General features: G+C 61.4%; 23 protein-coding genes. 8 read left to right on the forward strand and 15 right to left on the reverse strand.

What is annotated here, in order from left to right:
* Window positions 1-74: 74 nt before the first annotated feature.
* Window positions 75-857 (forward strand): SDR family oxidoreductase, encoded by a 783-nt coding sequence (locus tag QCE63_RS19675; protein WP_309835296.1) that lies wholly within the window; start codon window positions 75-77, stop codon window positions 855-857.
* Window positions 858-1,098: 241 nt separating this feature from the next.
* On the opposite strand, the gene nadE is transcribed toward QCE63_RS19675, so the two are convergent.
* Genes nadE through QCE63_RS19690 form a run of 3 tightly spaced genes read right to left on the reverse strand, consistent with a single transcriptional unit; the run spans window position 1,099 to window position 5,216 of the window.
* Window positions 1,099-1,932, reverse strand: coding sequence for an ammonia-dependent NAD(+) synthetase (gene nadE / locus QCE63_RS19680; protein WP_309835297.1), 834 nt, complete (start codon window positions 1,930-1,932; stop codon window positions 1,099-1,101).
* Window positions 1,933-1,953: 21 nt separating this feature from the next.
* Window positions 1,954-3,687, reverse strand: coding sequence for an ATP-binding protein (locus QCE63_RS19685; RefSeq protein WP_309835298.1), 1,734 nt, complete (start codon window positions 3,685-3,687; stop codon window positions 1,954-1,956).
* Window positions 3,684-5,216, reverse strand: coding sequence for an ATPase domain-containing protein (locus tag QCE63_RS19690; protein WP_309835299.1), 1,533 nt, complete (start codon window positions 5,214-5,216; stop codon window positions 3,684-3,686). Before QCE63_RS19690 ends, QCE63_RS19685 begins: the two co-directional genes overlap by 4 nt.
* Before the next feature lie 418 nt (window positions 5,217-5,634).
* Here QCE63_RS19690 and QCE63_RS19695 point away from each other — a divergent pair, with 418 nt between their 5' ends.
* Entirely contained in the window at window positions 5,635-6,510 is an 876-nt protein-coding gene (locus QCE63_RS19695) for a manganese catalase family protein (RefSeq protein ID WP_309835302.1), read from the forward strand.
* A 69-nt stretch (window positions 6,511-6,579) separates the two neighbouring features.
* The gene (locus tag QCE63_RS19700; protein ID WP_309835303.1) at window positions 6,580-6,960 is read left to right on the forward strand and encodes a hypothetical protein; all 381 of its coding nucleotides are present in this window, start codon (window positions 6,580-6,582) and stop codon (window positions 6,958-6,960) included.
* A 54-nt stretch (window positions 6,961-7,014) separates the two neighbouring features.
* Here the strand turns inward: QCE63_RS19700 and QCE63_RS19705 are convergent, their stop codons facing one another.
* From QCE63_RS19705 to QCE63_RS19730, 6 genes are all read right to left on the reverse strand, one after another.
* Window positions 7,015-7,449 (reverse strand): pyridoxamine 5'-phosphate oxidase family protein, encoded by a 435-nt coding sequence (locus tag QCE63_RS19705; protein WP_309835304.1) that lies wholly within the window; start codon window positions 7,447-7,449, stop codon window positions 7,015-7,017.
* Between the two features lie 79 nt (window positions 7,450-7,528).
* Complete coding sequence (locus QCE63_RS19710; protein ID WP_309835305.1) at window positions 7,529-9,328, reverse strand: methyl-accepting chemotaxis protein; 1,800 nt, start codon at window positions 9,326-9,328, stop codon at window positions 7,529-7,531.
* Between the two features lie 96 nt (window positions 9,329-9,424).
* A complete protein-coding gene (locus QCE63_RS19715) occupies window positions 9,425-11,203 on the reverse strand; it encodes an ABC transporter transmembrane domain-containing protein (protein ID WP_309835306.1) in 1,779 nt (592 codons plus the stop codon).
* Window positions 11,204-11,257: 54 nt separating this feature from the next.
* Entirely contained in the window at window positions 11,258-11,590 is a 333-nt protein-coding gene (locus tag QCE63_RS19720; protein WP_309835307.1) for a hypothetical protein, read from the reverse strand.
* 17 nt (window positions 11,591-11,607) lie between these two features.
* On the reverse strand, window positions 11,608-12,180 hold the full coding sequence (locus QCE63_RS19725) for a sigma-70 family RNA polymerase sigma factor (RefSeq protein ID WP_309835308.1): 573 nt from the start codon (window positions 12,178-12,180) through the stop codon (window positions 11,608-11,610).
* An 88-nt stretch (window positions 12,181-12,268) separates the two neighbouring features.
* Window positions 12,269-13,108 (reverse strand): oxidoreductase, encoded by an 840-nt coding sequence (locus QCE63_RS19730; protein ID WP_309835309.1) that lies wholly within the window; start codon window positions 13,106-13,108, stop codon window positions 12,269-12,271.
* A 96-nt stretch (window positions 13,109-13,204) separates the two neighbouring features.
* On the opposite strand from QCE63_RS19730, the gene QCE63_RS19735 reads away from it, so the two are divergent.
* Window positions 13,205-14,149: an AraC family transcriptional regulator gene (locus QCE63_RS19735; protein ID WP_309835311.1), complete on the forward strand. Its 945-nt coding sequence runs from the start codon at window positions 13,205-13,207 to the stop codon at window positions 14,147-14,149.
* Between the two features lie 6 nt (window positions 14,150-14,155).
* Here the strand turns inward: QCE63_RS19735 and QCE63_RS19740 are convergent, their stop codons facing one another.
* The 5 genes from QCE63_RS19740 to QCE63_RS19760 all read right to left on the reverse strand — a co-directional run bounded on the left by QCE63_RS19740 (window position 14,156) and on the right by QCE63_RS19760 (window position 18,604).
* Window positions 14,156-15,253, reverse strand: a complete 1,098-nt coding sequence (locus QCE63_RS19740; RefSeq protein WP_309835312.1) for a hypothetical protein — start codon at window positions 15,251-15,253, stop codon at window positions 14,156-14,158.
* Window positions 15,250-16,545, reverse strand: a complete 1,296-nt coding sequence (locus QCE63_RS19745) for an ATP-grasp domain-containing protein (protein WP_309835313.1) — start codon at window positions 16,543-16,545, stop codon at window positions 15,250-15,252. The genes QCE63_RS19740 and QCE63_RS19745 overlap by 4 nt, the downstream gene beginning before the upstream one ends.
* Window positions 16,546-16,564: 19 nt before the next feature.
* Window positions 16,565-17,278: a methyltransferase domain-containing protein gene (locus QCE63_RS19750; RefSeq protein WP_309835314.1), complete on the reverse strand. Its 714-nt coding sequence runs from the start codon at window positions 17,276-17,278 to the stop codon at window positions 16,565-16,567.
* Complete coding sequence (locus QCE63_RS36885) at window positions 17,227-18,399, reverse strand: aKG-HExxH-type peptide beta-hydroxylase (protein WP_404990146.1); 1,173 nt, start codon at window positions 18,397-18,399, stop codon at window positions 17,227-17,229. Before QCE63_RS36885 ends, QCE63_RS19750 begins: the two co-directional genes overlap by 52 nt.
* A gap of 67 nt (window positions 18,400-18,466) precedes the next feature.
* Window positions 18,467-18,604 carry a hypothetical protein gene (locus QCE63_RS19760; RefSeq protein WP_309835316.1) on the reverse strand — a complete coding sequence of 46 codons (138 nt, stop codon included), beginning with the start codon at window positions 18,602-18,604 and terminating at the stop codon, window positions 18,467-18,469.
* A gap of 538 nt (window positions 18,605-19,142) precedes the next feature.
* Between QCE63_RS19760 and QCE63_RS19765 the strand changes: the two genes are divergently transcribed.
* Both QCE63_RS19765 and QCE63_RS19770 read left to right on the forward strand, forming a co-directional pair.
* Window positions 19,143-19,910: a helix-turn-helix transcriptional regulator gene (locus QCE63_RS19765; RefSeq protein ID WP_309835318.1), complete on the forward strand. Its 768-nt coding sequence runs from the start codon at window positions 19,143-19,145 to the stop codon at window positions 19,908-19,910.
* A 215-nt stretch (window positions 19,911-20,125) separates the two neighbouring features.
* Window positions 20,126-20,815, forward strand: coding sequence for a response regulator transcription factor (locus QCE63_RS19770; RefSeq protein ID WP_309835320.1), 690 nt, complete (start codon window positions 20,126-20,128; stop codon window positions 20,813-20,815).
* Between the two features lie 14 nt (window positions 20,816-20,829).
* Here QCE63_RS19770 and QCE63_RS19775 read toward each other — a convergent pair whose 3' ends face one another.
* Entirely contained in the window at window positions 20,830-21,786 is a 957-nt protein-coding gene (locus QCE63_RS19775; RefSeq protein ID WP_309835321.1) for a GlxA family transcriptional regulator, read from the reverse strand.
* A 136-nt stretch (window positions 21,787-21,922) separates the two neighbouring features.
* Between QCE63_RS19775 and QCE63_RS19780 the strand changes: the two genes are divergently transcribed.
* Both QCE63_RS19780 and QCE63_RS19785 read left to right on the forward strand, forming a co-directional pair.
* The gene (locus QCE63_RS19780; protein ID WP_309835323.1) at window positions 21,923-22,909 is read left to right on the forward strand and encodes a nitrilase-related carbon-nitrogen hydrolase; all 987 of its coding nucleotides are present in this window, start codon (window positions 21,923-21,925) and stop codon (window positions 22,907-22,909) included.
* Window positions 22,910-23,016: 107 nt separating this feature from the next.
* Window positions 23,017-23,559, forward strand: a complete 543-nt coding sequence (locus QCE63_RS19785; RefSeq protein ID WP_309835324.1) for a carbonic anhydrase — start codon at window positions 23,017-23,019, stop codon at window positions 23,557-23,559.
* Window positions 23,560-24,058: the final 499 nt, after the last annotated feature.

Below are 24,058 nucleotides of genomic sequence, written 5' to 3' on the forward strand. Positions count from 1 at the left end.
TATTGCACCCGACCCGGCTGTGGAACGACGCTTGCAGCACCGCAAGCTCCATCACCCATCCCTCCACATCCGCCATGAACGACTTCAACCACACCGCTCGCTTCGAAGCGAAAACCGTCATCGTGACGGGCGCCGGTTCAGGTATCGGCGAAGGCACGGCGCGGCGCTTCGCCAGCGAAGGCGCTTCAGTCGTGCTGGCCGGGCGCACGCGCGAGAAGCTTGACCGCCTCGCGAACGATCTCGATCCGGCACGCACGCTCGTGCACACTTTCGACGCCTCGAAGCCTGACGACGCAAAACAACTGATCGATGCGGCCATCGACCGCTTCGGCGGCATCGACGTCCTTGTCAACAACGCCGGCGTGGCGCCGACGGGCCGCATCGACGAAGCCTCGCTCGACGACTGGCGCGCGGTCATGTCCACCGATCTCGACGGCGTGTTCTATTGCTGCCGTGCGGCGATCCGGCATCTGATCGACTCGCGGGGCTGCATCGTCAATGTGTCGTCGGTATCGGGACTGGGCGGCGACTGGGGCATGAGCTTTTACAACGCGGCCAAGGGGGCCGTGACCAATTTCACGCGCGCGCTTGCCATGGATCATGGCCGCGACGGCGTCCGGGTGAATGCCGTGTGCCCGAGCCTGACCGCGACCGATCTGACGCAAGACATGCTCGGTGATGAAAAGCTGATGGCGAAGTTCAAGGAGCGCATTCCGCTCGGCCGCGTGGCGACGCCTGAAGATATCGCGGCCGTCATCGCCTTTCTCGCAAGCAACGACGCACGCTTTGTCACCGGCGTGAATCTTCCTGTGGATGGCGGGCTCAGCGCCTCCAACGGACAGCCGCCGCAGGCGTGATGCTTTTAAAACCCGTGCAGATGCCGGATGTCCTCGAACGCCTGTTTGACGGCCGCGTCTGTCTCGGGTGAGTGAGGGTGCCAGTCCCATCCTGTTGCTTGGGGCTCCTGGCATCCGCGCGGCGTGAGGAAGACGACGAGGTCCGGCGTATAACCTTGTTTATCCGGTAGAAGCTCGTTGATCTGCTTGATGAAAAGTTCAGGTGCAATGGGTGGCAGAGGCATGAAAGTCGAATTAGTGGTTATGCGCCGACTTCCACCGGCAAAGCGCGCTTGTGGCATGTCGCCATGTAAAAACGGCGGATCGTCTTCAGGATCTCTTCAGCGACTTCCTTGCCCTCCAGGAAGTCATCGATGTTCTCGTAGGTGATGCCGTAGCTGTCCTCGTCCGGACGCTGCGGCGTGAGCGTTTCGAGATCGGCTGTCGGCACCTTCATCGCGAGTTGCGCCGAAGCGCCCATCGACATCGCCAGCGCCCGCACACGACGCTTGGTAAGACCGGAGAGCGGCAGCACGTCCGCGCCGCCATCGCCGAACTTGGTGAAGAAGCCCATCAGCGATTCGGCGGCGTGATCCGTGCCGATCACCACACCGTTACGCGCCCCGGCTATCGCGTATTGCGCAATCATGCGCTGGCGCGCCTTGATGTTGCCGAGCACGAAGTCCTTCTGGAAGTCATCGGCGTACTGCGCGCCGCCCTGTTCGAGCGCCGCCAGCATCTCGTCCGATGCGCCCTGGATGTTGACTTCCAGCGTCTCGTCGGGCTGCACGAATTCGAGCGCGAGCCGGGCGTCGTCTTCATCGCGCTGCACGCCATACGGCAGCCTTATCGCGACGAAGCGTGCTTCATAAGATTTCGCGCGCAGACGTTCGACGGCCCGTTGCGCGAGCCGCCCCGCCGTCGATGAATCCACCCCGCCGCTGATGCCCAACACGTAAGTCCGCAATCCGTGCGACATCAGGTAGTCGCACAGGAAGCCGATGCGGCGCTCGCGTTCACTGTCCACGTCGAAGCTTGCTGCCACGTTCAACTCGCGGATCACCCGCGCCTGCCACGCTCGCCAGTCTTCGCTCATGGTTCCTCCCTGATGCCCCGATTACGGTCCCGCTGCCGAGCGCCGCAGCCTCGCGATATGCCCGCTCAGCTCCGCAAGCGAAAACGGCTTGCGCAGCACTTCGGCGTTCGCCACGCCATCCAGCGCCGCCGTATCCGAATAGCCGGTCACCATCACAATCGGCAAGCCGGGCCGGATCTTCTGCGCAGCCCGCGCCACCTCCGCACCGTTCATCGCGGGCATGGCGTAATCGACGACCAGCACGTTCGGGAAGTCTTCGCCGATCATTGCAAGCCCTTCGCGGCCACTGGGCGCATCGCGCACTTCGAACGCGTCCATCTCCAGACCGGCCACGAGCGATTCGCGCACGTTGTCGTCGTCATCGATGATCAGGACGGACGTGCCTTCGGCGCCCGCAGCATCCGCCGCGAATCCGTCCGATGCAGGCAGCGTCCCGGCCGGCTCTTCGCTTCCCGACCCGGCGACGGGCAGCAGAATCGAAAAGGAAGCGCCCTTGCCGAACTCGCTCTCGACCTTGACCGTGCCGCCGCACTGGTGAGCGATGCCCCAGACCTGCGCGAGCCCGAGCCCGGTGCCCTTGCCCACCGGCTTGGTGGTGAAGAACGGATCGAAGATGCGGTGCAGGGCCACTTCGCTGATGCCCGTGCCGGTATCCGATACCTTGATCTCGACATACTCGCCGCGCGGCAGCTCTGTGTCCGCGTCGTCCAGCACGCGCGTACGCGTGGACAGCGTGATGACGCCGCCGCTCTGCATGGCGTCGCGCGCGTTGTTCACGAGATTGAGGATAGCGAGTTCGATCTGGTTCGAATCCGCAATCACGAAGCGCGACTCTGCCGCGAAGTGCGCTTCGATCGTATGGGACACGCCGAGCGAGTGACGCGCCAGGTCCATGAGGTCGCGCATGCGCGCATCGATGTCCACCGGCTGCAAGACCAGCTTCTGGATGCGCGAAAACGCAAGCAGCTGGCCGGATAGCTTCGAGCCGCGTTCGGTCACGCGCAGCGCGTTGTTCAGCAATGGCAGCACGGCGTGATCGCGGTCCAGTTTCCGGCGCGCAAGTTCGAGATTGGCGACCAGCGCCATCAACAGGTTATTGAAGTCATGCGCGATGCCGCCCGTCAACCGCCCGACCGCTTCCATCTTCTGCGCGTGCGCCAAGGCCTCTTCCGCGCGCGTGCGCTCCTGAATTTCCTCCATGAGCCGGCGATTCGTCTCGCGCAGTTCATGAGTACGGTCCTCAACCTGTCGTTCAAGCTCGGCATGACTGCGCGCCAGCCGTTCCTCGGCTGCACTCAGACGTTCGTTCATCGTCGCCGCCGCGCGCAGTTCATCGCGAATCTGAAACTGTCGCTCGCGGCCGGCAAGCGCGGCCTCGACAGCGCTCGTCAACGCAAGGGCGCTCGCCGGCCGCTCGATAAAGACGAGATTGGTCATGCGCGCGGGCAGCATTCCCGCCAGACCCCGATGATGCACACGCTCGAACCGGCTGCGCTGCGTCAGGATGATGAACGGCACATCGGACCAGGATGGCAGTGCGTGGAGCTTGTCTTCCAGCGAAGACAGATTCGCGCCGGACAGCGATTCGTCGGTGAGCAGCACGCCGCCGATGTGGGGATCGATAGCCTCGACGAGCGCGTCGAAGCTGTCCACCGTCGTGGTGGCGATCGCGCGCTTGTGCAACAGCATTTCGGCGACCCGCGCGTCGCGGCCGAAGCGGGCGAAGATGACGATATGGCGCGAGAAAGCCTTCATTCCCGGGGAGCGCCGTTCTCGCCGCCGGGCGGGTTCGAATCGCGCTGCCTGCCAAGCGCAGCCGCGCCGCCTGTGTACGTGGGCGTACCGCTCAGCACGCCGTTGAACCGTGTCAGCGGTTCGCTCAGTTCCAGGCCGCGCGCGCTGATGATCAGCTCGCGAATCGTGCTCTCGTGCAGATTGCCGCGGTTCTTGAGCACCGAGAGCGCCTTGCGCACGCGTCCTTCGGCTTCGAAGAAACGCAGCAGGATCACGGCGTCGGCGATATAGCTGATGTTGAGCGAACCCCCATGCATGTTCCCGATCAACCCCTGCTGCGGGTTGATGAGGAAGGTCGCGACGCCCTGCTGGTTCAGGAACGACAGCAACTCATGAAGCTGGAGGATGAGCTGCTGTTCCTGCGGCATCGCGGCAAGATAGCCGTTCAGGCTGTCGATGATGATGAGCCGGGCATCGTTGCGAGTGACTTCCGAACGCACGAGGCTGTTGAACTCGCCGGGCGAAATCTCGGACGGGTCGATCTGCCTGATGTGCAGCAGGCCGGAATCGATATGCGGTTGCAAGTCGATTCCGACGCCCCTCGACCGCACGAGCAACGTGCCGATACGTTCGTCGAATTCGTAGATGATGCAGCGCTCGCCGCGTGAGCACGCCTGCGCCGCATATTGCAAGGACATCGTGGTCTTGCCGGTTCCGGCGGGGCCCGTGATCAGCGTGCTCGTGCCGCGCAGCGGGCCGCCGCCCAGCAACGCATCGAGCGCCGCAGAGCCACTCGGCAGGACGTCCCCGACGAATTCCGTGTGATGTTCCAGTGCAACCAGGCGCGGAAAAATTTGCAGCCCGCCCTCGCGGATCGCGAAATCGTGAAAACCTTCCCGGAACGCGCTTCCCCTGAGCTTCTGCACTTGCAGGCGCCGCCGCGCCACGCCGAAATCGAGCGTGAGTCGCTCCAGCGTCACCACGCCATGGCAGAGGCTGTGCAGATCGACGTCATGCATGCCGCGCGCGCTCATGTCGTCCATCAGCAGGACAGTGGCGGCGTTGCTGTTGAAGAAGTGCTTGAGCGACAGAAGCTGACGCCGGAAGCGCAGCGGATCCTGTGCGAGCAGACGCAGCTCCGACAAGCTGTCGAACACGATGCGCGACGGCTTGACGCGCTCGACATGTTCCGTGATGTGGCGAATCACCTCGCCGAGTTCGATTTCCCACGAATGCAGGAGGCTCTGATCGCCGTCGATGCCGAGCTTCAGTTCGGCCTCTTCCATCTCGAAGACGGTGATGCCGTCCATCGACCAGCCGTGCGCGGCCGCGACTTCGTCCAGTTCCGAAGACGTCTCCGAGAGCGTGATGAAGAGCACGGTCTCCCCGGCGGCCACGCCGTCCCGCAGGAACTGAAGACCCAGCGTCGTCTTCCCCGAGCCCGGCCGGCCCTCAACCAGATAGAGCCTGCTGGCAGGCCAGCCGCCGTTCAGGATGTCGTCGAGCTCGGTGAGGCCGGTAGAAATGCGGGGAGGTTTCGGGTCTGTCATGGATTCGAAGCGATAGCTTTGAGGATCGATATTGTGTGGTGCGCGCTGAGTTGAATCCTCGGGTTATCAGGCGCGATGATCAAAGTGTAGCGTGTACTTCTTTCCATGTGCACGTCCGATCGCATTGGTCTGCGGAGTGTGCCGGGCGCAGGGCTCGCTTGAACCGTGGGCACAGCCATTGCTCGACAGACTACGCAACCGAGGCATCGATCATCCAAGGCTCGGTTCATCTTCGTTGACCTGCGGCACGCCGCATCAAGCCAGCGCACATTCGTTGCGCTGAGACTCGGAAAGCACGACTGCAAGTGACGCCACGGCGCTCCTCTCAGTCCTTTTTTCGAGCATCCAATTTTTACTTTCGACATTTGCGCAGTCCGTGCAAGGACTGTGCTCGTCCCTACGATAAGGAGCTTTCGCCATGTTCGTGCATAACAAGCGCTTGCAATATACGGTTCGCGTCGCATCCCCGAATCCGGGGCTGGCCAATCTGCTGCTCGAGCAATTCGGCGGGCCGCAAGGCGAACTCGCTGCCGCCTGCCGCTACTTCACCCAGGCCGTGGCCGAAGACGATCCGGGCCGCAAGGATCTGCTGTTCGATATCGCCACCGAAGAGCTCAGCCATCTTGAAGTGATCGGTTCGATCGTCGCCATGCTGAACAAGGGCGCCAAGGGCCAGTTGGCCGAGGGCGTCCAGTCCGAGGCGGAGATGTATCGCTCGCTGACCGGCGCAGGCAATGACTCGCATATCACATCGATTCTGTATGGCGGCGGCGCGCCGTTGACTAACTCGGCGGGCGTGCCCTGGACCTCGGCATATATCGACACCATCGGTGAGCCGACCGCCGACCTGCGCTCCAACATCGCCGCCGAGGCGCGCGCGAAGATCGTCTATGAACGCCTCATCAACGTGACCGACGATCCCGGCATCAAGGAGGCGCTGGGCTTTCTGATGACGCGTGAAATCGCGCACCAGAAGTCCTTCGAGAAGGCGCTGCATTCCATCCAGCCGAACTTCCCGCAAGGCAAGTTGCCCGGCGATCCGGAGTTCACGAGCGTCTACTTCAACATGTCCAAAGGCGAAGACATGCGCGGTCCGTGGAATGAAGGCGGCGACTGGCGCTTCATCGAAGACCCGCAACCGGCCGTAGATGGCGGCGATGGACTGGCAACCGTGAACGTCTCGGAGCAGGACGTCGAGACGCTTCAGGCGATGGCGTCGCGCACGGCATCGGACCCGGCGGCGGATCCGACTACCGGTGCGGATCTGGGCTCGGGCAAGGCCAACAAGGTGTGAGAGTGCGCGTCCTCGGAGGCGCGTGCCGCCTCCGAGGCATCCTTCATCGAACTTCATTCAGGAGTCACCATGCTGTCACCTACGCTTACCCCGCCGGGCTTCGACTTCGTACGCGCCAACGTCGAGACCTGTCTTCGCCTGACACTGACGATGAACGACGCGCTCCGGCAGTTCAGTGAACTCAACCGGAAGACGATCGACACGGCACTTGCCGGCGAGGCTTACCAGTCTCCCCTGTTGGCCCGCTGGCCGAGCCATGCGCTGAACTATGCAACCGAGGCATTCGAGACCCTGCATGCCACCGCTGCGGATGTCATGGCGACGCTCATCGCGCCCACCACCACGGACCATGCGCGCATCGTGTACGACGTGAGCGACACCGCCGACGCGCCGCGCCCGAACGTGATTCTCGATGCGCAAGGAGAAGTGGTGAAGCGCCTGACGCCTTGAACATGCGCTACACAACGAACGCGCCATCGTGAAGATGGCGCGTTCGTTGAAGCATTACAGCACGATCTCGCCGTCTTCCTCGCCGAGCCAGTAATGAACGCGCTCGGCGCTCACCTTGATAAGTACGATACCCGGCGTGGCAAAGCCGTCCGAGAACCACTTCGCGATGTCGGCGTTCCAGTGCTCCTTCATTGCGGGCTTCTCGCGGATCAGTTCGGCATTGCCTTCCACGGCCACGAACAACTGCGGCTTTCCGCCCGCGCCCGGCGCGCCGGTGAAGGACAGCGCAACCTTCGCCTCCGCCTTGATCTCCTTCACCATGTGCGTCTCTTCGGACGTGAAGTAATAACTGTCGCCGTCGAAGCGGACATCGCGGTTATTGCTCATCGGCCGGACGGCGATGTTGCCGTTCAGCGCGCGCGTGGAGAGCATCGCGAAGTCGATCTCAGCCATTTTTTGCGCAACTTGTTCCAGGTTCAGTGTAGTCATGGCTCATGCTCCTGATAGTGGTTTCAGAGGGTCATGAGCCGGACTCACGCAACCGGCATGCCACGCGTCGCACGCAATGCTATGACAGCTTGAACTCACTGACCGCCATGGCCAGTTCCATCGCCTGCGTTTGCAAGGCCGAAGCAGCCGCAGCCGATTGCTCAACCAGCGCAGCGTTCTGCTGAACCATCTGATCGAGCTGGGACACGGCCTTGTTCACTTCCTGGATACCGCGCGTCTGCTCGTTCGCCGCGTCGGTGATTTCCGCCATGATGGTCGAGACATTCGCCACGCTGCCGACAATCTCGTTCATCGTCTCGCCCGCGCTGCGGACCTGTTGCGAACCGGACGCGACTGCATCGACCGTCGACGTCACGAGGCTCTTGATCTCCTTCGCCGCCTGCGCGCTGCGCGCAGCAAGCCCGCGCACTTCCGACGCCACCACCGCGAAGCCGCGTCCTTGTTCGCCGGCACGCGCCGCCTCGACGGCCGCGTTCAACGCAAGGATGTTGGTCTGGAAGGCAATGGCATCGATCACGCCGATAATGGACCCAATCTGGTTCGACGAGTCCTCGATCTCGGTCATCATGGTGATCGCCTCGCCAACCACCTGACCGCCCGCCGATGCCGTCGCCGCTGCCGATGCCGCCGTCACGTTGGCCTGATTGGCGGCCTTGGTGGAGTGCGCGATGGTCGAGCTGATTTCCTCGACCGACGCCGCCGTCTGCTGCAAGCTCGCCGCCGCCGATTCCGTGCGGCCCGACAAGTCCTGATTGCCCGCCGCGATCTCGCTCGATGCAAGCCGCACCGATTCGCTCGAATCCCGTACGCGCGTCATCACGTCATGCAGCTTCTTGATGAAGGTGTTGAAGGCGCGCGCGATCTGCGCGACTTCGTCATTGCCGTCGGCGGGCAGCCGTTGTGTGAGATCACCCGTGCCTGAGCCGATCGAATCCATCGCGTCGCGAATCGACGAGAGCCGCTTGAGCGCAATCGACGTCACCAGTCCGACGACCAGCGCGCCCAGCGCAATGACCACGAACAAAGCGATGGCGGAGGTGAGGATCATCGAGCGCATGCCGGCAGTGGCCTCGGCCTTGTCGAGCGCGATGATCAGGGTCCAGTCCGTGCCGGGCACAGCGCGGGCATGCGCGAGCACGTCCTGCGTGCCGGCGTGGGTATCGAGCGGCTCCGCTGCGCCGACCAGGTTCTTCAACGCCGTGCCGGACAGGTCCGGGAACAGGTCCGTGAGCGGCTTGCCGGTCAGCTTGCGATCCGCATGCGCGACGATCGAGCCCTTGCCGTCCACGAGCACGGCAAAGCTGGCGGGCGTCGGATGCACGGAGAGCACGTTGTCGATGACCGAGTCCATCGCCACTGCGCCCGACACTACACCCGCGAGCTTGCCGTCGCGCTTCAGCGCCTGCGTGAACGCGACGATCAGCTTGCCCGTCGACACATCCATGTACGGCGCCGTGACCACCGGGCCGCCGGCGCTGACAGCCGCCGTGTACCAGGGGCGCGTGCGCGGATCATAGTCGGGCGGGAGCTTGGTGGGCTCGGAGAAGAGCGAAGTCTTGTCCTCATAGCCCGCGAGCACGTTGACGAAATTGCCCGCCGACGCAATCTGCTTGAAGACCGGCACCGGATCCGGCGAGAGCGCGGCATCCTGGATCGACACGATCATCTGCTTCTTCGACGCAATCCATTCGCCGATCCCGCTGACATGGCCGCTCGCCACGGCGGACAGGTTCTCGCTGATCGTCTTGTTGTTATAGGAGCGCGCGACTGTATAGCTGAGCGCGGCGTTGGCAATGAGCGCGATCACCAGCACAGCAATGCTGGCCGAGACGACGCGCGAACGAATGGTCGAAAACATGTATCCCCTTAAGTGCCTGCTGAAAAGTATTTTCAGACATTACGGCCCTGTCAGGAGAAACTTGAGACGCGATAAGCAGAGTTTTAGCGGAAAGTTCTAAACGGCATCGCTGGCGGCCATTGCACCAAACTGGAGCGCCGCGAGTTGGGCGTACAAGGGCGAGTCGCGCAACAGTTCAGCGTGACGTCCCTGCGCGACGATCCGGCCGTGCTCCAGCACCACGATCCGGTCGGCCTGTTGCACGGTGGCGAGCCGATGCGCGATGACCAGCGTCGTGCGGTTCTGCGCCGCGTTGTCGAGGGCGGTTTGCACGAGGCGCTCGCTGGCGGCGTCGAGGGCGCTGGTGGCTTCGTCGAGCAGCAGGATGGGCGGATTGCGCAGAATGGCGCGCGCAATGGCAATACGCTGCCGCTGTCCGCCCGAGAGCCGCACGCCGCGCTCGCCGAGGAAGGTGTCATAACCTTCCGGAAGCTGCTCGATGAAGTCCGCCGCAGCCGCCATTTCCGCCGCGCGACGCACCTGCGCGGGCGATGCGTCGGGCATGCCGTAGCGAATGTTGTCGAGCACGCTGCCCGAGAAGATGACCGAATCCTGCAGCACGACGCCGATCGACTGCCGCAACGCGCCGAGCGACAGATGGCGCGTCGGCACGCCGTTGATCGAGATGCTGCCGGATTGTGGATCGTAGAAGCGCAGCAGCAACTGGAACAGTGTCGTCTTGCCCGCGCCGGACGGCCCGACCAGCGCGACGTGTTCACCGGGACGCACCGCAAGCGAAAACGATGACAGCGCCTCGATGCCCGGACGCGACGGATACGAGAAGCCCACCTGATCGAAACGAATGCCTTCGCCGTTGGACGGCATCGGTACGGGCGTGGATGGCTCCGTCACTGGCGAGCGTGCCGCGAGCAGTTGCATGAGCCGGTCGGTGGCGCCGGCGGCGCGCTGGAGATCGCCCCAGACTTCGGCCAGCGTGCCGACCGCGCCCGCCGTGAACACCGCATAGAGAATGAACTGCGACAACTGTCCCGCCGACATTTGCCCCGCCAGCACCGCCTGCGCGCCGAGCCAGAGCACGAACACGATGGCCGCGAAGACGAACACGATGACCACGGCCGTCAGCGCGGCGCGCGCGCGGATACGGGCCAGCGCGGTCTGGAAAGCCCGTTCCACGGCCGCGCCGAAGCGCTTCGACTCGTATGTCTCCTGCGTGTAGGACTGCACGGTCGGCATCGCGTTGAGCACTTCGCCGGCCAGCGCGCTCGCGTTCGCGACCGTGTCCTGACTGGCGCGCGAGAGCCGGCGCACGCGCCGTCCGAAGAGCACGATCGGCGCGACCACCACGATCAGCACGGCAATGATGTAGCCGGACAACACCGGGCTCGTCAGCACCAGCATGCCGATGCCGCCCGCAGCCAGCAGCGCGTTGCGCAAGCCGAGCGAGAGACTGGTGCCGACGACCGTCTGGATCAGCGTGGTATCGGTGGTGAGGCGCGAGAGGACTTCGCCCGTCTGCGTGAACTCGAAGAACTGCGGGCTCATGCGCATGATGTGGTCATAGACCGCGCGGCGCAGGTCGGCGGTTACGCGTTCGCCGAGCCATGACACCCAGTAGAAGCGCAACGCCGTGGCGCCCGCGAGGATCAGCGAGACGATGAACAGCGCGATGAAATAGCGATCGATGTGCGCGCGGCTGCCGCTCGCGAAACCGCGGTCGATCAGATACCGGAAGGCCATCGGCAAGGCGAGCGTCGCGCCCGCCGAGGTCAGCAGCGCCAGGAACGCGAGCGCCCAGCGCCCGGCATAAGGGCGCAGGAACGGACCGAGCGCGAAGAGCGGACTTAGACGGCGGGTAGAAGCTTCAGCAGATGACATGTTCGGGAACGGTGTGTGAATGAGCCGATGGTATCAATCTATCGAGGCACGGATTCACAGGCCGCTTTCCGGATTGCCAGGATTGCCGCGCGCAGCGGCGCTCATCTTGTCGCGCAGTTGCTCGCGTTCCTCGGGCGTCATGCGCTGCCAGCGTTGCCAGTGCCGGCCTCCGCGGCAGCCGCCGTGTCCGCCGCGTGCCCGGAAGCCGCCGAACAGAATGCGGCACAGCACCAGCAGGCCCAGTGCGCGCGGATAGTCGATCATCCGGGCATCGACGAAAAGCCCCGGCACGATCCAGTTCCACAGTTGCATGACCACCCAGCCCACCGCCGCGATGACAAACACGAGCAGCACTGCCTTGGCGAAAAACTTGCGGCGAAACATCATGTCTTCTCTCCTTCCGTTCAAGATTCGAAATCGTCATGGGACGCCTGCAAGCGGTTGCGCAGATGCAGGACCGCGTAACGCTTGCGCGCCAATAGCGTGTTGATGCCGATACCCGTCGCGGCCGCGATGTCCTTGAAGCTGCGGCCGTCGAGTTCATGGGCGATGAAGACATCGCGTTGATTGGGCGGCAGTTCGTCGAGCGCGGCCTGTAGCGCGGCAAGCAGCGCCGCGCGTTCGTATGCGGCCTCGGGGCCCGCTTCGGGCGATGGCAACTCGAGATCCAGCCGATAGTCTTCGTCGGTCTCGTTCTCGTCGATGGAAAGCCGCGTTTCCTTCTTCTTGCGAAACCGGTCGATGATCCGGTTGCGCGCGACACGGAACAGCCATGCGCCCATCTGCTCGATCGGATCCGTCAGCCGGTAGGCCTCGACCAGTTCTTCGAACACGTCCTGAAGAATGTCCTCGGCGTCGTCCTGATCGATCACGCGCCGGCGAATGAAATTGCGCAGCCGCGGCCGCTCACGGGCGACGGCAGCTGCGATTTCAAGATCCTGTTCCGGCAGTGGGCTCGGGGTGTGCGGCGTTTCCATACCCGTGATGACGTTTCGGGGACGGAGATATTGTGGCGTGCCCGGATTATTTTTTATTTCTCTTGCCGGGCAGGTGCAGCAGCTTGCCTTAGCCGTCGGTGGAGACCGTCACGGTTTCCCACTCCCGCAACTCGCTTTCCATGGCGGTCAGCTTGCCTCTCACCAGCCCGAGCGCATCGCTGCCGAGCAGAAGATGCGCAGGCGGATGGTCCGACGCGATGGCAGTGAGCATCGCCTGCGCCGCCTTGCGCGGATCGCCCAGTTGCTTGCCGCTCTTCTCCTCGCGCGCCTGGCGGATCGGATCGAAGACCGCGTCGTAATCCGCGATGGAACGCGGCGTGCGACGCATCGAGCGGCCCGCCCAGTCCGTGCGGAATGAACCGGGCGCCACGGCGGTCACGGCGATGCCGAACGACGCGACTTCCTTACCGAGCGCTTCGGAAATGCCTTCAAGAGCGAACTTGCTGCCGCAGTAGTAGGTGATGCCGGGCATGGTAATGAAGCCGCCCATCGACGTGATGTTCAGGATGTGGCCTCGCCGACGTTCACGCATGAAGGGCAGGACGGCCTTCATCATCGCGACCGCGCCGAACACGTTCACGTCGAACTGCTTGCGCATCTCCGACAGGGGCGATTCCTCCATGACGCCTTCGTGACCATAGCCGGCGTTGTTCACGAGGACATCGACGGGTCCGATGGTGCGCTCGATCTCCGCGACGGCAGGCTCGATGGCGTCGAAGTCGGTCACGTCCAGCACGCGCGCGAAGGCGCTGTGATTCGAGGACAAAGCCTCGAATTCACGCTTCGCTTCTTCACTTCTCACGGTACCGACGACCTTGTGTCCCGCCGCCAGCGCCTCCAGTGCGAGCGCCCGGCCGAAGCCGCTGCTGACGCCCGTGATGAGCAAGGTTTTCTGGGTGGATGCCATGGAATATTTTCTCCGTGATGTGTTTCGGAGTAGGCAGAATAGTATGCTTTGGCGAGACGGATCAGCCACAAATCGCTATTTATGTTGCCTAAAACTATGAACACTCAGTCCTCATCTGGCCGCAAACGCACGATTGCGCTGCTGCGCTCGCTCGCGCCCGAGGAAGGCTATAACCTCACGACGCTGCCCAGCGTGCGCATCCTGCGCTCGAACCGGCCGCTGGCGCGCACGCCGGTTCTGTATGACCCGGGCATTGTGATCGTGTGTCAGGGGCGCAAGCGCGGGTATTTCGGCGAGCGTCTGTATTTGTACGACGAGGATCATTATCTGGCGGTGTCCGTGCCCGTACCGTTCAGCATGGAAACCGATGCAAGCGCCGAGCGCCCTTTGCTCGCACTGTATCTCCATCTCGACTTCACGCTGGCGGCGGAACTTGCGGTGGAGATCGATCGCTCAGGATTTGCGGCGCCGGTGCAGGCGCCTCAAAGCATGATGTCAACGCCCATGGACGATGCGATGCAAGGCTCCGTCCTGCGCTTTCTCGAAGCGCTGCACAGGCCGCTGGAGGCCGCCGTGCTGGGTCCGGGCCTGCTGCGCGAACTTTACTTCAGGGTGCTCACCGGAGCGCAGGGCAGCGCGATGCGTGAAGCGCTGGCCATGCGCGGGCAGTTCGGGAGGATCGGGAGGTCATTGCGCATGATCCACGCCGGGTACGCGCAAGCGCTCGACGTCACGCAACTGGCCGATGAAGCCGGAATGAGCGTGCCGAGCTTTCACAGTCACTTCAAGACCATTACCCAGGTTTCGCCGATGCAATACGTCAAGTCGACGCGCCTTCATCAGGCACGCTTGCTGATGGTGCGAGAGGAACTGACCGCGGAGGCGGCGTGCATGGCTGTGGGCTATGCCAGCGCATCGCAGTTCAATCGGGAATTCAAACGCTTGTTCGGCCTGACGCCGGCGGCGGAAACCCGACGCATGCGCGAGAGTTTCGCCATACCGGCAGCGTTCGACAATGCAGAGTATGTGTCGTCGCATTGAAGCGGGTCAGGCAGCCGTCGATGCAGTGCGTTTCGCATCGGTGCAGGCGGAGTGGAATGCATCGACCACGCGCCGGAAAGGCGAGGCGTCGTGTATATCTCTTGCAAGCATGAAATAGCAGAGATAGGGAAAGATCTGCTCGCTCAGCATGTCGCTGCATTCCACGGGCAGCATCGCCGTGATGTTATCGATGGCCATGATGTCGATGCCCGACTTCGCGCGGCGGACCGGCGCGGCAAAGCTTGTCGGACTCGTATACAGCGGAAGCGGATTGCGTGGATGCGTTGCCTCGCAACTCACGTCACCGATTAACCTGATCTTCGTATGCGGGCCGATCATTGCATCGTTCAGGAACAGCGGGGTATCGGCGGCAAGCTTGACGCAATTGAAGACGAGTTCGTAGTCGTGAAGCCGCTCACGAAGCTCGGGGTGATCTGGCGTGATCTTCGGTGAGCGATCGTACGCGAGTCCAAGTTCGTCGAGCAGCCACGTCACGCCGCTGCCGGACTTCCCGCGATGCCCGATCACCAGCGTGCGCGGTGCGCGGAAATCATTGCGGACAATGGCTCGTGCATATTGGACGAGAGCGCTTACGTTCGGGAATTCATCCGGTACGTGGTAGGCCCCGGCGCGGACGCCTTGCTTTTGCTTCCAGATGTCGAGGCATGCCGTTGCCGCGGCCATGCCGGCGAGATAGCCCGCGCCGCCCGTGACCAGTTGCGCGCTGAAGTTGTCCTTGATCTGTTCGAGGTCGTACAGGAAGCCGCCGCCGCGTTCGAAGCGTTCGAGCAGACTGGCCGACCCCTGCTGCCGCTCATAGGCATGCGCGAAATACATATGCCGATGCCGCAACGGGAATGTCGCATCAGGCAATTCCTTGAGGCCGAGAATCAGCGTGTCACGATGGGAGAAACGCCAGCTGCCGCTTTCGACAAGCGTGCATCCCACGTCCGAATAAGCGGAGTTGGGATAGATGCGCTTCTCCGATGATTCGACGCAGACCCTGAAACCGTTCTTGACCAGAATGCCCGCATGAATGGGAATCAGCGGGGTCCGACGTTCCTTTGCTCTGTATTCGGCGCGTAGCCATAGGGTGTGGTTCATGCTGCGTGCTCCCATTGAGCGTCTGCATCGGGTTTCGTGGCTTCGTGAAAGAACCTGGTTTCGATCGCGCGGAAGTGGGCGTAATCGCGGGCCAGTTGTTGCGGGCTATCCGCGACTAGCATCGCGTAACCGGGATGTCCGAACGTCTGCCCGGTTCGTTCGAGTCTCGCGCCCTTTCCGAAAGTCAGCTTGATGCTCATCAGGCCGGGCACGGACAGGAAGCACGCGAGATCGGGTTGCGAGGCCACCGTACCGGCAAACTGCGAATTCATGTAGATGAAGCGGGCATGACGCGCGGGCGCCTTCACGCATGCCGACTGCCTGGCATCGAAGAGATAAGGCGCGACCACACTGTCCGCCAGTACCGATATCTGGCTATAACCGTTGCATTCCTCGACGACCGAATAGTCGATGCCGCCTGCAAGCCTCGCCCCCGTTTCGATCAGACGCGGGCCATTTGCCGTCAGCATGACTTCCGTGTGGGCGGGGCCGTTGTGGATCTGCAATGCATCGAGGACGTCGTGCACATAGGCTGACAGAACGGGGAACTCGGGGGCGTCGCGGCGTACCGAGTTTGCGTATTCATCGATGATCTGCGTGCCCCGCTGATGATTCACTTCATGCCAGATATCCGTCACGAAGTGCCGCCCTTCTACTGACACGGTATTCACGACGAAATGCCGGCCCTCCAGATATTCCTGGACGACGTATTCATCCTTGAGCTCGCCGACTACATTCAAGCGGCCGATATTGCGCTCGAAGATAGCGGCGATCTCGGCCTTGCTTTCGCAGATGCCGACGCCGTCCGAATACGCGCCGAGCGCGGGCTTCATGACCACGCGCCTGAAGCCGGACGTTTCATACCACTTGAGGATGGCATCGAGATCATGCGAATGGAATTGCGCCGCGCACGGTACGCCATTGAGGCGCAGCGCCTCGACCATATGGTACTTGTGGCGATGAAGGTGTGAACTGCCGGCGGGATTGCAGGGAACGTCGAAGAACTGGGCCAGCTTGTTCGCGGGAATGACGCCGCTGTCCCCCGCCACGACGATAGCCTTGATCCGGTAGGGCTTCAGTTGGGAGACGAGTTCGAGGATTGCCGCGTCATCGTGCGATGTCAGCTGGAACTCGCGGCTGCACCAGTCGGGGCACGCCGAAGCTGGCTCCGCCGCAATCGGACCCATTCTTACATGCACGCATTGATAACCGCGCCCATGCAGCGTCGGCCCAATATAGAAGCCCTTGCGGTCCGCACCGACAATAACAATGACCTGTCTCTGAAGTTTCACGGAAAGTCCCTCTACGAAGTTATGCGTTTGCGCGCGCGGGCGCCTTCCTGACGACAACGATCGTCTGACCGGCTTCGGTCGCTGCGCCCACGGGCAAGGTCTTGAGCAAGTGATTGAGCCGCCAGCGCAGGTAGTGATCGTGGGATAGCTTGTCGATCCAGGGTTTGAGGTCCGCAAGCCAGTGCTGAACGTCCCAGCGTGAAATGTGCAGTTCCTGATGCACTTCGGCGGACACCGCCGCGAAGTCGATTGATTCAAGAATCTCGCCAGCGGACAAGCCGGCACGATGAAAGAATCCAAAGCTTTGCAGCAATGCATTCGACCATTCGCACAGTGTGCAAGTCGTGCGCTGCGAAGCGATCGTCTGGTCCAGCCATGGCTCGCAAATGACAAGACCATGGCGGGCCACGCGCGCGCCTTCCCGGATTGCGTCCTTGGGATTGGCTATGTGATGCAACGAGTTGGCGATCAGCACCCAGTCGAAGGAGTTGTCTTCGAATGGAAGGCGGCGCATGTCGCACGCTCTGGCATCGATGCCAGCGTGCTTCAAGGCGGACAGTGAAGGCTCGTATACGTCCACGCCACTGACGTGCATGCCGTGCTCGTGTTTCAAGGCGAGCAGCGTGCGGCCTTCGCCGCATCCCATCTCCAGCAGCGTGTCGGGATGCGGCGTCAACTGGCTCAAGCGCTCGACAAGACGTTGCTCGAGCACGCGCAAAGGAGAATCACACATGACACAGGGTCTCCGTCATTGCATCGAAAAAGCGCTGGCCGCACGGCGTGAATGCCGCCGATGACCGGAGGATCGCGTCCCCCTGGATGAACTTGTCGAGATAGACGGCCTCTCGTGCAGCGAAGGGACTGCGGCAGCGCGGAAAGGCTCATGCGGTCCATCTCGGCGCGCGGCGGACAGGGCGCTTCCGTGCGGCGAATAGCGTCCGGCGCGTGCCGATAGGCATGCAGCAGACGGAAGAACACGAAATGCGCATGCAGAACGCCCTTCAGGGGCCGCAGCGTCTGCCGCGCAGGCGACGCGGCGAGCGCTGCGCCATTCGTCAGCAGTGGGTCGAAGGTCATGAGCATGTTGAGATAGATATGCGCGGACTCGTGAACGATGCGATCGAAGTAAAAGAAATGCGTGGATTTCTCGGGCGTATCCATCGGCGGCCGCACGAGGACCATACCGAACGCCGAAAGACTCGATGCGGCTTCGGCGGAAAACGACTGCGGCATCAACTGCACGACGGAAACCAGACTGGAGAGTTCGTCCGCGAGATGAGGCTCGCTCGCGGCGAGCGCCATTTGCAGCGTCTCGAGATGACGCCGCGCCGATGCGGCTATCCAGCGCGGAATGCTATCGGTGTAATCGAGGTACGTATCGGATTCGTGTGTGTCAATCGCGAGATGACTTGCTTCGGAAAGCGTCGCGGCGCGATGAGCGCGCATGAACGACAGCGTGATTTCATCCATTCGCTCGCGAACTTCGAAGCGATCCGCGTAAGGCATGTGCAGACATCGGCGCAAGGCGGCACAGCGCGCGGCGACGGCACGCACGTCCGACTTCGCCATGCCTTGAAGCAAAGTGAAGTAGTCGAAGTACAGACGCGGAGAAAAGCGTCGCGCGGTATCCAGTCCTTCGACTTCTTCGCCAAGACCGGCAGCTGAATCCGGCAATACACGAGCGATCTGTAGCAGAACCTTTTGCAGAGAGTCTTTCATGTTCTCCTGCAAGGCGGTGCGTATGACGGTGCTGCGTCCGGATGACGGCAGCACGAAGTCTTGCCATGGGTCCGGTTCACGGAGAAATCGAGGAGAGGTTTTCATCGGACTGGCGAACGCATGACGCGTCCGCATGAACGGAAAAGGTGCGGGGCGGCGAGCGACTGCATGAGGGCGTAGCACCTGCCCACCCCGCGTGCGGTCACATCAGGTATTGGACGGTGGGAACCAAATCTGTGCCGTCGGCGACGATGCCTTCGGGCAGCGTGAACGCTTGATCCTGCGGCGAGATGAGGTCGTTGATGACTTGCTCGTTGGTCAGATTCACGGTTGCATTCATGATGCTTCTCCAAAGTGAGGGGATTTGGATCAATCTGCTTTCTCAGGTGAGAACCAGTGTCCAGTCATGAATGTAGGCCGCGTCTGTTAGCGCAAAGTTATGGGTGCGATGGTTGCCCTGGCGGGTTCGGCGCCAGCCACGCGGAAGAATCGAAAACCATCCAGCCCGCGACACGCATATGCCGTAAAACGACGAGCCGTCCCGAACGTTCGGATTGATTTGCTGCGATGCGACATCTATAGGACCAGTTGCACGACCGTGCGAATACCGAATCATGAAATTGTGCTGAAATCGTCGCTTTTTATTGGCTGCAGTGACAAGACTGGCTTGTTTGGCGTTCTTAAGATAGCGCCCACTGAACCACTGGTATTCAAGTGGACATATAGCGGATAGTAAGCTTCCCGCTGGTTCAGACGGAGTGACGCGTGCTTTTGAGCCGCGCATTCGCAGTGGTAGACGACCTGCGCTCAGTCGACTATCTGCTCATGGTGCCCGAGCGCGATCCCACGGCATCGTTTTCAAGGCTATGAGCAATCTTATGAACCCGCGAGACTGTGCAGGCATTCTTCCCTTCTCTCACTGCGTCCGCTCGGCTGGCACCGAGGACTTCGGCATCGGCTTGATTGGTGCGCTCGAAGGACTTGTCGAGATCGATCACTGTGCACTGGTGAACGTCAAGCCGCGACATGCAGAAATGGCGGCGTTTGCGAGCCGCCGCAGAGGTGCTGGTGTTGGCATTGGTGTTGGGGCGCAATTGACGCAGGCGTATATCGGCGGATGCTATCGGGAAGATCCGCTGGTGCGCGAATTCTCTATCTCTGGAGACGCGCTGGCCACGCCGTCGATGCGGTCCCTGATGCCCGCATCGACGTTCAATGAAGCTTACTTCGAGCGCTTCTTCGTGGAGCCGGGCCTGGTGGACAAGTTGTCCATCGTCGTTCCCGATGTGGAGCACATGTCTTATCTCAGCCTCTATCGCTCGAAGGAAATGGGCTGCTTCACGGATCAGGACAAGGCGCGCATCTGGGCCTTTACCGAGCTGCTCGCTTCCCTCGTTTCGATTCATACACGGCTGTGCGCCACGCCTCGCGTACCACGTGAGGTGTCGGTGAAGTGGCATACGGCGTTATCGGAACGCGAGCGCTGTGTCGCGAAGCTGCTCGGACGCGGTGAGACCGCGAAGACCGTGGGCGCGATGCTCGAACTCTCTCCGGCTAGTGTGGTTACGTACAAGCAACGCGCGCTTGCCAAGCTCGGCATCACGACTCAGCGCGAACTCGTCGCGCTGACGGCATTGCTCGGCTGATGCACGATACATCTCTGTCCTGTTTCGATAGGACAGACATGCACAATTGATCGCTCTACACTGCAATTGCTCGACTGATCGCAATCAACGAAACGCGGCGCCGGGCTCATCTTCTGAAGCGTCTGTTCACCCTAGTTTGGATCTCGAATGAACAGACGTAGTTCAGCCTCCTTGAATTGATCGCGACGAACCGTCGCCAGGAAAGAAGGGACATCATGCGCGTGTTACTCATTGAAGACGATCTGCAAGTCGGTCAAAGCCTTTTTCGTGCGCTGAAGGAAGCGGATTATCAAGTCGACTGGGTGCGCGATGCTCGCGCCGGCGGGCTTGCCATTCATGCAGCTTATTACGCTTTTGTGCTGCTCGATCTTGGGCTTGAATGTGGTGGCGGGCTTGATCTGCTGCGTGCTTCGCGCGAAGCGGGCAACAAGGTGCCGGTCCTGACCTTCACCACGTCGAGCGATCCGCATGCGCGTGTGCGCAGTCTCGATATCGGCGCGGATGACTGCGTGATCAAACCGTTCGACGAGCGTGAAGTGCTCGCGCGGATTCGTGCTGTTCTGCGGCGGCAGGCGGGGTATGCGACGTCGCGTATCGGCGATGAACAGATCGGGCTCGATCTCGATCACCGGACCCTGTGGAGGGATGGGGCGGCTTCGTTGCTGTCGGCGCGGGAGTTCGCGCTTATGCATGCGCTGTTTGAACGGCCTGGGGCGATACTCTCGCGCTCGCAACTGGAAGAGCGGATTTATGGGTGGGGCAAGGAAGTCGAGAGCAATGCCCTCGACGTGCTTATTCATTCAATGCGCAAGCGGTATGGGCGTGCGCTGATTCGGAATGTACGCGGGATGGGATGGATGCTGGTTCGGGGGGAACAGGGTAATCGTGCGGCTATGGCGCATTGATGTGATCGCGCGCTTTAGTTGTCCGTGGCCGGTTCTCGCCGGGCGCTCCTGCGCAAGATGTCTGCGGGCACGCCAAAGGTACGGAGAAACGCGCGACGCATCCGTTCCCGGTCCGCGAACCCCGTTTCCTGTGCCACCACGTTGATCGTATGCCGGCCCTGTTCAATCATGAATCGGGCTGCTTCCAGGCGAAGTTGCTCCACGGCTTTGGCCGGTGATTGCCCCGTCTCTGCCGCGAAGGCTCGGCTGAATTGACGAGGACTGAGGTTGGCGACGTCGGCAAGTTCCTCGATGGTGAGCGGGTTGCGCAGGTTGCGGCGAATGTGCGTGAGGACGAGCTCGATACGGTCTGACTTGGGCGTCATGTCGAGCAATGCGGAGTGCTGCATCTGCCCGCCAAGACGACGCTGATTCATGACGAGGAGCCGTGCGACCCTTTTTGAGGTCTCGGCGCCGAGGTCATTGTCGAGCAATGCCAGCGCGAGATCGATGCCCGCCGTCATGCCGGCTGACGTCCAGATGGGGCCGTCGTTGACGAAGATCCGGTCTTCCTGCGTGATGACGTTCGGGAACCGCGCCCTGAATTCTGCTGCATGCGCCCAGTGCATCGTGGCGCGCCTGCTGTCCAGCAGCCCGGCTTCGGCCAGGACAAATGCGCCGCTGCATATCGATGTGATCCTTCTTGATGCTCTGGCTGCTTCTTTCACGAACGCCACTACGGCTGGGGCGGAAGACGGGATGCTCATCTCCGTGATGGAGCCTACGATGACCGTGTCGAATGCGGTATCGCCGAAAGCTTCAGTCTCCAGCTTCATGCCGCCCGAAGACTCCACCGGACCACCTCGTTCAGACAACACATGGACGTCGTAGCTTTGGCCTCCGTGCGGAAGGTTCGCGATCTCAAACACCGTCAGGGCTGCGAGGCTCATCATCTGGAATCTTCTCGGCACTATGAAGCCAACACGGTGCATGGTTGATCCTTTGGGCCTGTGGTTCTGGGTTTGGGGATGTCATGAAAGGTGGCAACAACGACATGGATCGTAATAGCTCGCGACGATAAGGTACAAGCACTTCTCTCACCGCTTCGCAGCAACAAGGATCACTGTCATGTCGAAAATCATTCGGGCCGCCGCTGTGCAGATCGCACCTGTTCTTTATAGCCGGGAAGGGACTGTTGATAAGGTCGTTGGAAAGATTCTGGAGCTTGGTAGGCAGGGGGTGCAGTTTGCGACGTTTCCTGAGACCGTCGTTCCCTATTATCCGTACTTTTCGTTTATCGAGTCGCCGTTTGCGATGGGGGCTGAGCATTACAAGCTGATGGAGCAGGCGGTGACGGTGCCTTCGGATACGACGCGGGCAATCGGTGAAGCGGCGCGGCAGGCGGGGATGGTGGTGTCCATCGGCGTCAATGAGCGCGACGGTGGGACGCTGTACAACACTCAACTGCTGTTCGGTGCCGATGGCACGCTCGTGCAGCGGCGTCGGAAGCTGTCGCCGACTTATCACGAACGAATGGTCTGGGGAATGGGTGATGGGTCGGGGCTGCGGGCTGTTGATACGGCTGTCGGGCGGGTTGGACAGTTGGCCTGCTGGGAGCACTACAATCCGCTCGCCCGTTATGCGCTCATGGCCGATGGGGAAGAAATTCATTCGGCTATGTATCCGGGGTCGTTTGCTGGGGATCTTTTTTCGGAGCAGATTTCGGTGAATATCCGGCAGCACGCGCTGGAGGCAGGGGCGTTTGTCGTCAACGCTACGGCTTGGCTGAGTTCTGAGCAGCAGCAGCAGATTTTGCGGGATACCAATACGACTCAGGTCGGGCCGATTTCTAGCGGATGTTTTACCGCGATTGTTTCGCCTGATGGGGAGTTTCTGGGTGGAGCGCCGTTGAGGGAGGGTGAAGGCGAAGTCATTGCGGATCTGGACTTCTGGCAGATCGATAAGCGCAAACGGATGATGGATTCACGAGGGCATTACAGTCGGCCGGATGTGCTCGGGCTTGTCATCGATCGGGAGCCGAAGTTGCATGTTGTGGAGAGGTCGGGGGTTGCGGTGGGTAACGAGGCGGTAGGTGGGTTGGACGAGATTGCTTGAACTCTTTCTTGCGTGTGATCGTCGACTGCGCGTCGCTTGATATGTGATGCATGAGACGCGTGGAGTCTAATCGAGCAGCTTTTGAACCGTGTATGAAGGAGCGGGCAATGAACCTCAACGATGTCTTGCTGGACCGCAATGCAGAGTTTGCGAATGCCGAGTTCGCACCGGAGTTGAAGATGATGCCGTCGACAGGGACCATCGTCGTCGGATGTGTTGATCCGAGGGTTGATCCTTCTTTCGTGCTTGGGTTGAAGCAGGGGGAGGCGGCTGTTATTCGTAATGTTGGCGGGCGGGTTAACAAGAACCTGCTGGAAACACTGGCGGTGCTGAAGGTCGTCTCGAAGGCCGCAGGACGGCCCGATGGGGCGCGGAATCTTGTGCTGCTCCAGCATACGGATTGCGGGATCATCGGGTGCTATAAGCATGCGCCTGCTTTGTTGGCGAAGCATCTCGATGTTGAGTTAGACAAGCTTGATGGTCTCGCTGTCACCGATCCGTATGAGGCGGTGGCTATTGATGTTGCTGCGATTCGCGCGAATAGGGATCTTGACGATAGCCTCGTCGTGTCGGGTGTGGTCTATGACGTTAAGACGGGGCGCGTGAAGGTTGTCGTTCCTCCAGAGCCTTTGCGGGAGACTTCGGGTTGAGACGGGCGGCCCCGTGACGTTTCGCCGTCAGGTCACGGGATCCAGCTTACGCGCGCAAGGCGAGTATTCCGTGTAGGCGGTGGTCGAGTTCCGTCGCATTGAAAATCAGCAGAATGTCGAGCGCCTATACGGTGTTGAAGGCGGCCGTTCGGCTCGCTTAACGCGAGCGCGATTCCAGATGAGTCGATGAAAGGCTTGCTTCAGTCCGTGATGATGTCCTTGCGACCTATTTGGCAGGCCGTCAACATGTCTTTTCGGTCCGCGCGCTTAGATTTATGTCGTTGATGAAGGGCCCATTAATAGCTAGTCCATAGCCGCCCAACAGGGCATTTTTGCGAGAAACACTTAGAGGTGGTTTCAAAAAGACGTTGAAGGGGCTGTTAACTCCATGGGCATCCTGTTAACCTTGAGCATCGTAGCGATGAGATCGAGGGCATGGATAAGCCAATCATTGACGACGAATTGTGGAAAAGAATCGAGCATTTACTCCCGCAGCCGA

This window comes from Caballeronia sp. LZ065 (assembly GCF_031450975.1).
Lineage (GTDB): Bacteria > Pseudomonadota > Gammaproteobacteria > Burkholderiales > Burkholderiaceae > Caballeronia.

What these genes read in the sequence shown, in the direction of transcription:
- QCE63_RS19675 (WP_309835296.1), top strand. Translation starts at nt 75, where the DNA reads ATGAACGACTTCAACCACACCGCTCGCTTCGAAGCGAAAACCGTCATC.
- nadE (WP_309835297.1), bottom strand. Translation starts at nt 1,932, where the DNA reads ATGAGCGAAGACTGGCGAGCGTGGCAGGCGCGGGTGATCCGCGAGTTG.
- QCE63_RS19685 (WP_309835298.1), bottom strand. Translation starts at nt 3,687, where the DNA reads ATGAAGGCTTTCTCGCGCCATATCGTCATCTTCGCCCGCTTCGGCCGC.
- QCE63_RS19690 (WP_309835299.1), bottom strand. Translation starts at nt 5,216, where the DNA reads ATGACAGACCCGAAACCTCCCCGCATTTCTACCGGCCTCACCGAGCTC.
- QCE63_RS19695 (WP_309835302.1), top strand. Translation starts at nt 5,635, where the DNA reads ATGTTCGTGCATAACAAGCGCTTGCAATATACGGTTCGCGTCGCATCC.
- QCE63_RS19700 (WP_309835303.1), top strand. Translation starts at nt 6,580, where the DNA reads ATGCTGTCACCTACGCTTACCCCGCCGGGCTTCGACTTCGTACGCGCC.
- QCE63_RS19705 (WP_309835304.1), bottom strand. Translation starts at nt 7,449, where the DNA reads ATGACTACACTGAACCTGGAACAAGTTGCGCAAAAAATGGCTGAGATC.
- QCE63_RS19710 (WP_309835305.1), bottom strand. Translation starts at nt 9,328, where the DNA reads ATGTTTTCGACCATTCGTTCGCGCGTCGTCTCGGCCAGCATTGCTGTG.
- QCE63_RS19715 (WP_309835306.1), bottom strand. Translation starts at nt 11,203, where the DNA reads ATGTCATCTGCTGAAGCTTCTACCCGCCGTCTAAGTCCGCTCTTCGCG.
- QCE63_RS19720 (WP_309835307.1), bottom strand. Translation starts at nt 11,590, where the DNA reads ATGATGTTTCGCCGCAAGTTTTTCGCCAAGGCAGTGCTGCTCGTGTTT.
- QCE63_RS19725 (WP_309835308.1), bottom strand. Translation starts at nt 12,180, where the DNA reads ATGGAAACGCCGCACACCCCGAGCCCACTGCCGGAACAGGATCTTGAA.
- QCE63_RS19730 (WP_309835309.1), bottom strand. Translation starts at nt 13,108, where the DNA reads ATGGCATCCACCCAGAAAACCTTGCTCATCACGGGCGTCAGCAGCGGC.
- QCE63_RS19735 (WP_309835311.1), top strand. Translation starts at nt 13,205, where the DNA reads ATGAACACTCAGTCCTCATCTGGCCGCAAACGCACGATTGCGCTGCTG.
- QCE63_RS19740 (WP_309835312.1), bottom strand. Translation starts at nt 15,253, where the DNA reads ATGAACCACACCCTATGGCTACGCGCCGAATACAGAGCAAAGGAACGT.
- QCE63_RS19750 (WP_309835314.1), bottom strand. Translation starts at nt 17,278, where the DNA reads ATGTGTGATTCTCCTTTGCGCGTGCTCGAGCAACGTCTTGTCGAGCGC.
- QCE63_RS36885 (WP_404990146.1), bottom strand. Translation starts at nt 18,399, where the DNA reads ATGCGGACGCGTCATGCGTTCGCCAGTCCGATGAAAACCTCTCCTCGA.
- QCE63_RS19760 (WP_309835316.1), bottom strand. Translation starts at nt 18,604, where the DNA reads ATGAATGCAACCGTGAATCTGACCAACGAGCAAGTCATCAACGACCTC.
- QCE63_RS19765 (WP_309835318.1), top strand. Translation starts at nt 19,143, where the DNA reads ATGAACCCGCGAGACTGTGCAGGCATTCTTCCCTTCTCTCACTGCGTC.
- QCE63_RS19770 (WP_309835320.1), top strand. Translation starts at nt 20,126, where the DNA reads ATGCGCGTGTTACTCATTGAAGACGATCTGCAAGTCGGTCAAAGCCTT.
- QCE63_RS19775 (WP_309835321.1), bottom strand. Translation starts at nt 21,786, where the DNA reads ATGCACCGTGTTGGCTTCATAGTGCCGAGAAGATTCCAGATGATGAGC.
- QCE63_RS19780 (WP_309835323.1), top strand. Translation starts at nt 21,923, where the DNA reads ATGTCGAAAATCATTCGGGCCGCCGCTGTGCAGATCGCACCTGTTCTT.
- QCE63_RS19785 (WP_309835324.1), top strand. Translation starts at nt 23,017, where the DNA reads ATGAACCTCAACGATGTCTTGCTGGACCGCAATGCAGAGTTTGCGAAT.